The sequence below is a fragment of the Pseudomonas sp. AC255 genome (assembly GCF_979258175.1).
The window spans coordinates 4148755-4161932 of sequence record NZ_OZ409841.1 but is presented as its reverse complement, the minus strand read 5'-3'; the positions used below and the strand labels follow the sequence as shown (position 1 = coordinate 4161932).

Here is a 13178-nt window from a genome sequence, read left to right as displayed (position 1 = left end):
GTAGGAGCTGCCGAAGGCTGCGATCTTTGCTTTAAAGAGGGGCGGGCTCTTGCGCCGGTTTCGACTTGTCGATCGCCGGCACATGCAGGTTGCCCTCGGCCACCTGATCGCCCTCAAGCTGCGGCTGGGTCACCCAAGTCAGGATGTCGTAGTAGCGACGGATGTTCGCCACGAAGTGCACCGGTTCGCCACCCCGGGCGTAACCGTAGCGGGTCTTGCTGTACCACTGCTTCTGCGAGAGGCGCGGCAGGATCTTTTTCACGTCCAGCCACTTGTCCGGATTCAAGCCTTCCTTCGCCGCCAGTTTGCGCGCGTCATCCAGATGACCGCTGCCGACGTTGTACGCCGCCAGGGCGAACCAGGTGCGATCCGGTTCCTGGATCGAATCGTCGAGCTGATCTTTCATATAAGCCAGGTACTTGGCACCGCCCATAATGCTCTGCTTGGGATCGAGGCGGTTCGACACGCCCATCGCCTGCGCGGTGTTCTGGGTCAGCATCATCAGACCGCGCACGCCGGTTTTCGAGGTCACCGTCGGCTGCCACAGGGATTCCTGATAACCGATGGCGGCCAGCAGGCGCCAGTCGACTTTCTCTTTCTTCGCGTAGTTCTTGAAGTGCTGTTCGTATTTCGGCAGACGCTGCTGCAAGTGCTGGGCGAAGGTGGTGGCGCCCATGTAGCCAAGCACATCGACATGGCCGTAGTAGCGGTCTTTCAGGCGTTGCAGGGTGCCGTTCTTTTGCACCTTGTCCAGATACGCATTGATTTCATTGAGCAGGCTGTTGTCTTCGCCCGGGCCCACCGCCCAGCTCTGGCTGCGCGCGTCGCCGAGGTCGAAGGCCACGCGGATGTTGGTGAAGTACACCTGATTCATCGCCACTTCGTTGGAGTCGACCAGTGTCAGGTCAATCTGGCCTTCATCGACCATGCGCAGCAGATCGACCACTTCAACGGCGTCGGATTCTTCGTATTCGATGCCGGGATATTTCTGTTTCAGCGCGGCCAGTTGTTCGGCGTGGGTGCTGCCCTTGAGCACGGTGATCTTCTTGCCGACCAGATCCGCCGGATCTGTAGGGCGCGACTGGCCGTTGCGGTAGATGATCTGCGGGGTGACTTCGAGGTAGGAGTGGGAGAACCGCACCTGCTTCTTGCGTTCATCGCTGCTGACCAGACCGGCGGCCGCGAGTACCGGGCCGTTCGGCTTGCCGACCTGGTTGAACAGGTCATCGAGATTGTCGGCCGTCTCGATCTTCAGCTCGACGCCCAAATCGTCGGCGAAGCGCTTCACCAGCTCGTATTCGAAGCCGGTTTCACCGCTGCGATCCTGAAAGTAGGTGGCGGGGCTGTTGCGGGTAACCACGCGCAGCACACCATCCTCCTTTACGCGCTCGAGTGTGTTGGGTTTATCAACACAGCCACCGAGCATCAGGAAGAGTCCGGTTGCGATCAGCCATTTGGCGTATCGCGGACGCAAAGCCGTTGGGAAAAACATCTGCGCAGTATACGCAAACGGCCACGAGCGCCATATCTCGACAGCGTAGGACTAGTCTGCTAGCGATCACAAATCCGAGCGAAATCCCTTGAATACGGGCCTTCAGGGCATTTTGTTACAGTAAAAATAAGCCATGCTGAAACGCTCGATTTACCTGACCCCGAAGGCAGAAACACAGATTGCTACCCGAGTGCAACCGTGCGTAGCGTTTCGGGTGATGTTGAGGTCGGTTTAGGCTAGAATGCACGGCCTCAAAGCACACCCCTTCCCGAGGCTGTCCCGAAGATGTTGATCCTGCGCGGCGCTCCTGCCCTTTCTGCCTTTCGCCACAGCAAACTCCTTGAGCAACTGAGCCAGAAGGTTCCAGCTGTCAGTGGCCTGTATGCTGAATTCGCTCACTTCGCCGAAGTCACCGGCGTCCTGACCGGCGACGAACAGCAGGTGCTAGCGCGCCTTCTGAAGTACGGCCCAAGTGTTCCGGTTCAAGAGCCGACCGGTCGTCTGTTTCTGGTGTTGCCGCGTTTCGGCACCATCTCGCCGTGGTCGAGCAAGGCCAGCGACATCGCCCGCAACTGCGGCCTGAGCAAGATCCAGCGCCTGGAACGCGGTATCGCCTTCTATGTTGCAGGGCAGTTCAGCGAAGCCGAAGCCCAGCTGATTTCGGACGCGCTGCATGACCGCATGACCCAGATCGTGCTGGCCAACCTTGAGCAGGCCGCGGGACTGTTCAGCCACGCCGAGCCGAAGCCGCTGACCGCCATCGACATCCTCGGTGGCGGCCGCGCCGCGCTGGAAAAGGCCAACACCGAGCTGGGCCTGGCCCTGGCCGAAGACGAGATCGACTATCTGGTCAACGCCTTCAACGGTCTGAAGCGCAACCCGCACGACATCGAACTGATGATGTTTGCCCAGGCCAACTCCGAGCACTGCCGCCACAAGATCTTCAACGCCAGTTGGGACATTGACGGCCAGAGCCAGGAAAAAAGCCTGTTCGGCATGATCAAGAACACCTATCAGATGCACAGCGAAGGCGTGCTGTCCGCTTACAAGGACAACGCTTCGGTGATTGTCGGCAACGTTGCCGGCCGCTTCTTCCCGAACCCTGAAACCCGCCAGTACGGCGCGGTGCAGGAGCCGGTGCACATCCTGATGAAGGTTGAAACCCATAACCACCCGACCGCGATTGCTCCGTTCCCGGGCGCATCCACCGGCTCCGGTGGCGAGATCCGTGACGAAGGTGCAACCGGTCGTGGCGCCAAGCCCAAGGCCGGCCTCACCGGTTTCACCGTATCGAACCTGCAGATCCCGGGCTTCGAACAACCGTGGGAAGTGCCGTACGGCAAGCCTGAGCGCATCGTCACCGCGCTGGACATCATGATCGAAGGCCCGCTCGGCGGCGCTGCGTTCAACAACGAATTCGGCCGTCCGGCGCTGACCGGCTACTTCCGTACCTTCGAGCAGTCGATCACCACCCCGCACGGCGACGAAGTGCGCGGTTACCACAAGCCGATCATGCTCGCTGGCGGCATGGGCAACATCCGTGAAGAGCACGTCAAGAAAGGCGAGATCGTGGTCGGCTCCAAGCTGATCGTGCTCGGCGGCCCGGCGATGTTGATCGGTCTCGGTGGCGGCGCGGCTTCGTCGATGGCCACCGGCACCAGTTCGGCGGATCTGGATTTCGCTTCCGTGCAGCGTGAAAACCCTGAAATGGAGCGTCGCTGCCAGGAAGTCATCGACCGTTGCTGGCAGCTCGGCGACAAGAACCCGATCAGCTTCATCCATGACGTTGGCGCGGGCGGTCTGTCCAACGCCTTCCCGGAACTGGTCAACGACGGCGATCGCGGTGGCCGTTTCGAACTGCGCAACATTCCAAACGACGAGCCGGGTATGGCCCCGCACGAAATCTGGTCGAACGAGTCCCAGGAACGTTACGTGCTGGCGGTCGGCCCGGAAGATTTCGAGCGCTTCCAGGCGATCTGCGAACGCGAGCGTTGCCCGTTTGCCGTGGTCGGAGAAGCCACTGCCGAACCGCAATTGACCGTCACCGACAGCCACTTCGGCAACAACCCGGTGGACATGCCGCTGGAAGTGTTGCTGGGCAAGGCGCCGCGCATGCACCGTTCGGTGGTTCGTGAAGCCGAGCTGGGCGATGACTTCGATCCGTCGAACCTCGACATCAGCGAGTCCATCGAACGCGTTCTGCATCATCCGGCCGTGGCCAGCAAAAGCTTCCTGATCACCATCGGCGACCGCACCATCACCGGTCTCGTCGCCCGTGACCAGATGGTCGGCCCATGGCAAGTGCCGGTGGCCGACGTTGCCGTCACCGCCACCAGTTTCGACGTCTACACCGGTGAAGCCATGGCGATGGGCGAGCGTACTCCGCTGGCGCTGCTGGACGCGCCGGCCTCGGGCCGCATGGCCATCGGCGAAACCATCACCAACATTGCCGCCTCGCGCATCAACAAGCTCTCCGACATCAAACTGTCGGCGAACTGGATGTCGGCGGCCGGTCACCCGGGCGAAGACGCGCGTTTGTATGACACCGTGAAAGCGGTCGGCATGGAGCTGTGCCCTGAGCTGGGCATCACCATTCCGGTGGGCAAGGACTCGATGTCCATGGCCACGCGCTGGAATGACAACGGCGAAGACAAGACCGTCACTTCGCCGATGTCGCTGATCGTGACCGGTTTCGCGCCAGTGGCTGACATTCGTCAGACCCTGACCCCGGAACTGCGCATGGACAAGGGCACCACCGACCTGATCCTGATCGACCTCGGTCGCGGCCAGAACCGCATGGGTGCATCGATCCTCGCGCAGGTCCACGGCAAACTCGGCAAGCATGCGCCGGACGTCGATGACGCTGAAGACCTGAAAGCCTTCTTCGCAGTGATCCAGGGCCTCAATGCCGACGGTCACCTGCTGGCCTACCACGACCGTTCCGACGGTGGTCTGCTGACCTCCGTGGTGGAAATGGCCTTCGCCGGCCACTGCGGTCTGAGCCTGAACCTGGACAGCGTTGCCGAATCCGCTTCGGAAATCGCCGCGATCCTGTTCAACGAAGAACTCGGCGCAGTGATCCAGGTTCGCCAGGACGCCACCCCGGACATCCTCGCGCAGTTCAGCGCCGCCGGTCTGGGCGACTGCGTGTCGGTGATCGGTCAGCCGATCAACAATGGCCAGATCAACATCACCTTCAACGGTGACACCGTGTTCGAAGGCCAGCGTCGTCTACTGCAACGTCAGTGGGCCGAAACCAGCTACCAGATCCAGCGTCTGCGCGACAACGCCGACTGCGCCGAGCAGGAATTCGACGCGCTGCTGGAAGAAGACAACCCGGGCCTGAGCGTCAAGCTCAGCTACGACGTCAATCAGGACATCGCCGCGCCTTACATCAAGAAAGGCATCCGCCCACAGGTTGCCGTGCTGCGTGAGCAGGGCGTCAACGGTCAGGTGGAAATGGCTGCCGCGTTCGATCGCGCCGGTTTCAGCGCGATCGACGTGCACATGAGCGATATCCTCGCCGGTCGTGTCGACCTCAACGAGTTCAAAGGCCTGGTGGCCTGCGGCGGTTTTTCCTACGGCGACGTGCTCGGCGCCGGTGAAGGCTGGGCCAAGTCGGCGCTGTTCAACAGCCGCGCCCGCGATGCGTTCCAGGGCTTCTTCGAACGTAACGACAGCTTCACGCTGGGCGTGTGCAACGGTTGCCAGATGATGTCCAACCTGCACGAGCTGATCCCGGGCAGCGAGTTCTGGCCGCACTTCGTGCGCAACCGCTCCGAGCAGTTCGAAGCGCGGGTAGCGATGGTGCAGATCCAGGAATCGAATTCGATCTTCCTGCAGGGCATGGCCGGTTCGCGCATGCCGATCGCCATCGCCCACGGTGAAGGGCATGCCGAGTTCGCCAGCGAAGAAGCACTGCTGGAAGCCGATCTGTCCGGTTGCGTGGCGATGCGTTTTGTCGACAACCACGGCAAGGTCACCGAAGCCTACCCGGCCAACCCGAACGGCTCGCCGCGCGGGATCACCGGTCTGACCAGCCGTGACGGTCGCGTGACGATCATGATGCCGCACCCGGAGCGTGTGTTCCGTGCGGTGCAGAACTCGTGGCGTTCGGAAGACTGGACCGAGGATGCTCCTTGGATGCGCATGTTCCGAAATGCGCGCGTCTGGGTGAACTAAGGCCTGTGTACAAGCTGGCGTTTTTTGTTCCTGACAGTCATGTCGAGGTGGTCAAAGGGGCTGTGTTCGCTGCCGGTGGTGGGCGGATCGGTGACTATGACCACTGTGCGTGGCAGGTGCTTGGCTCTGGTCAGTTTCGACCGTTGGACGGCAGTCAGCCGTTTGTCGGTCAGGCGGGGCAGGTTGAGCGGGTTGAGGAATGGAAGGTTGAGCTTGTCGTTGCGGATGAGTTGATTGTGGCTGTTGTGGCGGCGTTGAAACTCAGTCATCCGTATGAGACGCCGGCTTATGAGGTGTGGCGGCTGGAGGATTTCTGATCTTCTTTGCTGCTGGAACGGGAGACCCGCAGATGAGGGATTGTCTGCGGGTTTTTTGTTGCCGCTGATTTTTGTGCGGGCGCATTTTCACTGTGGGAGCGAGCCTGCTCGCGAAGGCGCCCTTACAGGCGAGCATGCTGGCTGATTGGGTGAATATCCGTTGCTTCGGGTGTGGCGGCTGGCGGTTTCGCCCTTACGGCGAGTCACCTTTTTCAAACGCCAAAAAGGTAACCCAAAACGCTAGCTCCTGCGTTCGGCCCTCGCAGGCTCGGGTTCCTTCGTTTCGGGACTGATCCGGGCGCAGCGGCTCCGGTTTGCTTCGCTGCACCTCCTTCCGCTGTGTTCGACTTCGTCGAACGGTCGCTGCGCTCCCACGCCCGGATCAATCCCTCCACTCAGCCTTCCGACGTCGCCGGTGGATCAAGATCAAGAGCAGGCGAGCTGACACTCGGCCTATTGAGTGGTGAAAAGCGTGTGTGTCCGGCTTTTGATTTGTGTTGTTGCTGCCCCTCACCCCAGCCCTCTCCCGAGGGAGAGGGGGCCGATTTTGTGTGGTTTGCAAATCCTGAGTTCAACTCGGACTTTCACGTCGGCGTACCTCGCCTGAACAACTCGGTCAGTCCCCTCTCCCTCTGGGAGAGGGCTAGGGTGAGGGTGGCGATCTGGGGTGTGTTTAAAGCAGTGTCTGAGTTCGCAGAACCTTCCCACAAGGTTTTCAGGTTGTCCGTCGGACGTGCGATCTCTAGTCTTTTCCCGTCGCTGCGAATCAGCGATCGGGAGTGAGATCCCCGGATAGCTTGCAACTGGCGCCAGCACCACGATAATTGGCGCCAGCTCAATCTGCTGCCTGCTTTATGGCGGCTGTGTGCGGGCAGACTTCGGTCTGGCCGGTTGCCTGCTCCGGTGGATCTCACCTCGCACATAGCTGCCACCTATCCGCCGCGTGAGATCCGGCGATCGATGGCTGTCCATCAGCATCAGCAGGAGAAGCATTGTGGATAAAATCGTTCCCGATCCACCATACGAACCCACCCCCTCGAACAAACCATCCGCGCCGACGACCTCGCGAAAAACCGCGAAGCGATCAAGCGGGCTCTGGATTTTTACCTGTGCCCGCAACCTGGCAAGGCGCACCCGCCCAGCACCATGTTCCTCATCCAGCCGGAAATCGATACCGAAACCCTGCTCGCCCATGCCTGTGAATCCCTCGCTTCAGCCAACACTCTGGCCAGTGATTTCGCTGATCAGTTGGGGCGACCGCAGCGCAATACGGCGCTGGCGATTCAGCAGATCATCATGCTCGCTGAGCTGGCGGTGAACCGTGCGCTGGATCGGGTGGATCCTCAGGCATGAAAAAACCACTGGGCCGTCAAGCCCAGTGGTTTTCCACAACGTGCAATCGCCCGGGCGTCACGTCACCTGTGTCAGCTTCACGTCTGTGACGAGCATGTCGATCAACGTGCGCAGGTAGGTGAAGGTCTGATCTTTTTTCTCCCAGCGATCAACGAAGAACAGACCCTTGTCATTGATCTGAATCGGCGTCTCAACGATCTCGCCGGACCTGGATTTATGCACCACGCTGGCGTTGCGGGTGTCTGCATTTTCTATAAGGAAGTTTCCGGGTTCGGTCAGTTTGCTGCGACTGACAGAAGGCGTCGCCGCAGGCTTTTTCGTTCCGGGGACGGCCACCTCCATCACAAAATCGCTGCTCAAAGCCCTGACGTTGGCCTCGTGCTTGCCGCTGACAAATTCCCACGACCCACGGTGAATATCCCGGGCCAGTTCAGGGGCTGTGTCGCGCACGTGCAGGCTGACGGCGGACAGTGTATCGGCCAGACCTGGCACACCGAGGTTGTAATTGGTATGCGCACTGCCGATGAAGGCCACCCATTTATGCGGCCCGTTGGCCAATTGATCAGCCTCGATCACTTGGGTTGCAAAATAGCTGAACATCTCGTTTCGCGAGACGTGTTCGTCATACACGCCCTTGAGGTGATAGGACGCCGTGCAATCTAGGGCTCTGATGCGAATGTTGTATTTGGCCGCCGCCTGACAGACCGCCGTGTACGTATCGTTCCCTGTGTAATTCGGCATCTGCCCTTGATCCTGACGATGCAGATAAGCCTTGAGCCTGTCGGGCATGCGCTGGGTACGCAGAAAAGTGTCGAGATCGGCCTGGTGCAGGTCGGTGAGCAGGTGCTCGACGTACAACGTGTCATAACCGGCTTGCTTAAGGGCTTTCATGTGCTTTTTCAGCAGCGCTTTGCTCGCTACATCGACGTGGGCTTCGCCGATCAGCAGATTCAGACGTCCGTCGGTCAATTGCCGTAAAAAAGCTTCGAATGTGCAGTCGGCGGTGAGCACCGGCAGGATCGGCGCATCGGGTGGGACGTAGTCGGTAAAAGCGTCCCTGGCGGTTTTTTCCAGACGTTTGCGTTGGGCAAGGAAAGCCTCGTAGGCCGTTCTTTCACTGGCTACTGTCGGGGTGTAATGGGAATCCATGGAGTAGGGCTTATGCAACATTTCAGCAATATCGTCGCGCAGTGGCGAAGCAATATCGAACTCGCTGAAATGTTCAACGGCGCTAGCTGCGGCGGGCGGCTTGGAGACAGGTAGAGGTGCCTTGTAGGCACTCGGCATCTGTACGAGGTAATCACCTTGCGCTGTCGCGTCTCCCGCGATGGCACCGGGCGCGTCCCTGCTTATGCGTGCGGGTTGGTACAAGTCGATGTCTTCAATACGCACGGCAACGGCCTCGTGGAGGTCGGCCAGGCCCGGGGTGCTGTCGAACGTGGTCATGCGCGACTGCTCGGTCAGGGCAATCCAGCGCTCTTCGCCGATCTCGGCCATATCGGTGGCAAGCGCCTTGTGCGAATAAAAGTTTCTGATGCGGTTGTTTCGCGGGGTCAAAGGCGAGAGCCTGGACATCACCATGATCCCTTCGAGTTGATAACTGGTCGAGCCGTCCAGCGCATGAATGCTCATGCCTTTTTCCCGTGCCTTGCGCACCAGCGCCAGGTAAGAGAAAGGCGCGTCTGGCTCATGGCCCATGGCTTTATCGAGCGCTTTCAGATGTTTCTTGATATGGCGCCAGGATTCTCCCTTGTTGAATTTTTCCAGTTTGAGATGAAATACGTCTCCCGGCAGGTATTCGAGGAAGAGGTGCTTGTAGCCGTTCTCCAAAAGCACGTCGAGATTTTCGATCAGTGCCTGTTTGCTGGCGATAGAGCCCGGCTGTGCACCGATGACCAGATTCTTTGCGGCGAATGCATCGCTGGCGATCAACTGTGCGAATGAGGTGTTGGCGGCAACCGCCGGCACTTCGGCGCGAGCGGGCAGCGGTGCGAGTTGGGCAAAATGGCGCGTGGCGTCCGTGGTGAGTTTTTCCACCTGTTGCAGATAGGCTTGGCGCATGCTGGCCATTTTGTCGACCACGTTGACCAGGATGACCTGGGGTGAGAAGCCCATGTAATGCTCGCCCTCCTGGAGCATTCGTCGTCGCGATTGCGGGTCCAGCAACTCTTCAACGAGATCCCGGTACTTGATCGCGACTCCATAGTCCTTATGCGGGCCGGGTGTCTCGGGCACGGCTTCGTATTTTGGTGCACCGCCGGACAGGCCGCTGCGCACCATCACTCCGTCGGAGTTGCGCACGGTCAGAATGCCGGTCGAAAGCAGTCCGGAGCCATTCGGATCCGGGCGGTAGAGCAAATAACGGCCGAGTGCGTCCGGGGTAGTGCTGGCGTAATACGACTGCCCTCTGAAAACGACGGCATGCATATCGTCCCGGACCGGTTCGGTCGCCATTTGATCGATCAACGGCAGAAGATCCTCTTGCTCGTCGCCAACGGTGGTGACAGCCCGACGCAACGGGCGCCGGACGGGCTTGAGTGAACGCAGCGCCGGACGCAGATCCGTCAGCACCGCGCCAGCACTGTTGAACAGATAACCGAGCAAGTGCCGGAACGCTTCATTGTTATTTCCCTGACGATAGGCATGCAGGGCGAGCATCGCGTCCTTGAAGGCCAGCAACAGGCCGGTGCTCAGGCTCAACAGCGGGAACGGCGCGGTGGCGATGGCAGCGACCCATTCGACGCTCGTCCAGATCAGGCCGGCGATCATTTCGGCGCGACTGGTGGTCGTGGCATGGACGTTGTCGATCCGCCGTTGCAACTTCATGTCGTAGAGCGCGGTACGCAGGTCGCTGACGGCGTCGGCCGGGCGCATCGAGTCATAACGGGCGGGGCTGGGGCTGGTTCTGTTGAGGTCTTTGGGCAGTTTCTTGCGGATGTTTTCCAGGTACGTGCGCACCCGGGTCTGGGCACTGACACCCACCCGCTGGGTCAGGTATTCGATCATGCCGGACTGCAGCAGCAGGTAATTGAACAGGCGCGCTTCGCGAAAACGCACGCCGTCCGGTGCGTCCGGCGTATACAGCAGGACCGGATCGCCGCCATGGCTGAACAACCAGGCATCGATCACCCATTCGCCGTCGATCATCAACCGGTGGATCGGGTATTTCGTCCGGGTCTGCCCCGACGTTTGATCCATGCTGCTGATGCTTTGCTGCAGCCATTGCAGGTCGCTGCTGGCGATATGTCCTTGCAGCTGGCATTCCAGCGCGGCGCTTTGCATTTGGCGCTGAGTGATGGCCAGCGTCGCGTTGCGTCGGAACGCGTAGCCTTCGCTTTTAGAGTCCTGCAGCTCGTTTTTGACTTTGTCGGTATAGCGTTTGCCGATCCAGACACCCGTGACCGAGCGGGCTACGTTCTGCGCGGTCAGGCTACTGATATCGACGCCTTGCGGACCTTTGAAGCGCGCCGAGCGTGAGAATTTCTGGTCGAGAAAACCGACGCCGTCGGCATAGCCGTCGCGATACAGCCGGGTATAGGTCAGCGGTTTCGGCGTCCATGAGGGCACGATCGACTTTGGCGAATAGGCCCAGACGGTGTCCGGATCGACGTCATTGGCAGGGCGTTTGAGCAAGCGGTTCAGGCTGATCTTCGCTTGCGCATGCACGAAATCGTCAAACGCCTGAAAACGTCCGCCCGACAGCGGATGCTGATTGAACGCGCGCAAAGCCCCCTCGGCGTCGTCGCTCAGGGTCGACAGTTTTCGGCGATTGGCCGCAGTGGTCGAGCGATACCACACCGGGGTGCTGAAATCGTAGTCGTCGATGCGTGTGGCGAGCATGTGTTCAGCCATCGCTTTGAGGCAATCGAGATGGTTGCCCAGGTGGTCGAACGTGACTTTCTGGTGCTCTGCTGCTTCCGGCTTCAGGCTCAGCCCCGACAACACCTTGCGCAGGGTCGAACGAAAGCGCATCGGCGCGCGGCTGATCAGATAGCCGGCCATGCTTTCGGCGGCGTCATTCTGCTTGGCCCAACCCAAGAGATGGGTCTGCAATTGGCGCTCGCTGTCGAACGCCTCGAACTGGCGTTCACGGGGCGCCTGCGGTGTGCAGAGCAGCAGGCGGCGGATCGCACCGAATTCGTCGGTCTGACGCAGCACCCAAAGATCCTGCAGCTGGGCGCCGTGCAAAGACAGGGTGGCGGCGCGCAGCTGTGGATCGCTGCCGTTACGCAGGCGCTGGAGCATTTGCAGATCGCCGTCGAGCAGGTGCCCTTGCAGCGCTGCGGCATGGGCGAGCGCGACGATGCGCTGATCGAGCATCTGCTCGATCGCAGGTTTGATCGCGGATCTCGCCTGCATCTGCGTTTGCAAGCGTGCGAAGTCGACGCGCGGTTCCAGCTCCAGTGCCTGCTTGATCACCCAGGCGGGCGTTACGTCCGCGTACTCGTCGGATAACGGCAGGTCGTTGTAAGTCAGCCGGGTGTGGCTGAGAAACGCCGAGCCTGGTAACTCATCGCCGGTGTGCGGGCCGCGCAAGCTCAGCTCGAGCAGATTGCTCTTGTGCACATAAGCGCCGAATCCGGGGACCTGCCGATCCGTAATGATCTGCAGCTTGTCCGGTTCCAGGTCGTCGATTTGCAGATCATCACTCAGCCGTTCCAGCCATTGGTGGCGGGCCACGGCCATCAGGCTGACCGCCGGACCCATCAGGTCAAGCAGGTTTTGCCGGGCCTGATTGTAGTTGCCCAGGTGCAACGCCAGTTCGGCCCGCTTGGCGGCGTCGGCGCTGCGGTACCAGTCCGGGGCGCTGTTGCGCAAATGCCGCTCGAACAGGGTTTGTGCCTGAAGTGCCAGGCGCGGGGTGAGATCCGGCAGCGCAGCGCCGATGGCGCGCTCCAGCTCGGCGATCAGTACAGCGGCATCCTGCTGCGGATTGGCGGCGAAACTCAATGCATGTTCGATATCCTGAGTGCGCTTTTCGATCAAGGCATCGTAGATGTGTTCGAACAGCGGTTTGCTGTCGATGGGCGCCAGCTGCAATGGCCAGATTCCCGCTGTACCGACATCGTGGTAGCGGCTGGGCAGCAGCTGCATCAATTCGCCACGGCTGATGCTGTGCTGCATGGTCTTGAGCAGATGGGCATCGAGATCAGCCAGGGAACTGAACAGCTCCAGGCCCCTGGCCGGTGTGAACAACACGACGAAGCCAGCGTTCTGGTCGGTCAACAGATCGCTGACTTTCGGGGTGTCTTTTTGCGTCACAACAAAGGCCCCGGCCAGCTCGACAGTGGTTTGCTGATAATTGAACTGCAACGCATACATCGCCGGACGCAACAGCGGGCCGAGTGCCAGTTTCTGTATCAGCTCGCCGGCCTGTGGGTGCAGCAGGCGATCGGTGACGGCCTGTTGCGCTTCGTACTCAAGCGCAGTGAAGCCGGCGTCGTATTTGAGGAAGGTTTTTGCCGCTTTGCCGTTGATCTGGTCACGCAGATCCATGTTGATCAGTTGCGTGTTGAGGCGCACCTTCAGCGTGGCGATCAGTTGCTTGCCTGCCTCGCTCTGCAGGTCGGTGGTTGCCAGCGCCTGATAGAGCGCGCGGCTGCGTTGCAGATAGCCGTCGCGATAGGTTTTCAGCTGCTCTTCGAGGCGTTTGAGATGAGCCTGCTCGGTACTCGGTTTGTGCTCGGGCAACAGCGGGGTTTCGGTGTTGAAGAGAAGACGACCGATCTGGTTGAGATCGTTTTTGAGCTCATCGGGTGTGGGTGCGTTGGGGGTGCTCATGGGCACGATTTCCATGCTGGGGATGAAGGGCCAGCATGGCGAGCAGGGCGTGG

General features: G+C 60.3%; 4 protein-coding genes and 1 pseudogene. 3 read left to right on the top strand and 2 right to left on the bottom strand.

The annotated features are described in order from the left end of the window. Positions 1-31: 31 nt before the first annotated feature. A complete protein-coding gene (gene mltF / locus ACZZ0K_RS18940; protein ID WP_081932530.1) occupies positions 32-1492 on the bottom strand; it encodes a membrane-bound lytic murein transglycosylase MltF in 1461 nt (486 codons plus the stop codon). A gap of 285 nt (positions 1493-1777) precedes the next feature. On the opposite strand from mltF, the gene purL reads away from it, so the two are divergent. The 3 genes and pseudogenes from purL to ACZZ0K_RS18925 all read left to right on the top strand — a co-directional run bounded on the left by purL (position 1778) and on the right by ACZZ0K_RS18925 (position 7344). After that, a complete protein-coding gene (gene purL, locus ACZZ0K_RS18935; RefSeq protein ID WP_095180438.1) occupies positions 1778-5674 on the top strand; it encodes a phosphoribosylformylglycinamidine synthase in 3897 nt (1298 codons plus the stop codon). Positions 5675-5679: 5 nt separating this feature from the next. Beyond that, positions 5680-5991, top strand: a complete 312-nt coding sequence (locus tag ACZZ0K_RS18930; RefSeq protein ID WP_041479517.1) for a YqfO family protein — start codon at positions 5680-5682, stop codon at positions 5989-5991. A 994-nt stretch (positions 5992-6985) separates the two neighbouring features. Beyond that, positions 6986-7344, top strand: a pseudogene (locus ACZZ0K_RS18925) (DUF6124 family protein). 57 nt (positions 7345-7401) lie between these two features. On the opposite strand, the gene ACZZ0K_RS18920 reads toward ACZZ0K_RS18925, so the two are convergent. Continuing rightward, positions 7402-13125: a membrane-targeted effector domain-containing toxin gene (locus ACZZ0K_RS18920; RefSeq protein ID WP_463559261.1), complete on the bottom strand. Its 5724-nt coding sequence runs from the start codon at positions 13123-13125 to the stop codon at positions 7402-7404. Positions 13126-13178: the final 53 nt, after the last annotated feature.

Coding starts and splice junctions, on each gene's coding strand:
- mltF (WP_081932530.1), bottom strand. CDS start 1,492: ATGTTTTTCCCAACGGCTTTGCGTCCGCGATACGCCAAATGGCTGATC.
- purL (WP_095180438.1), top strand. CDS start 1,778: ATGTTGATCCTGCGCGGCGCTCCTGCCCTTTCTGCCTTTCGCCACAGC.
- ACZZ0K_RS18920 (WP_463559261.1), bottom strand. CDS start 13,125: ATGAGCACCCCCAACGCACCCACACCCGATGAGCTCAAAAACGATCTC.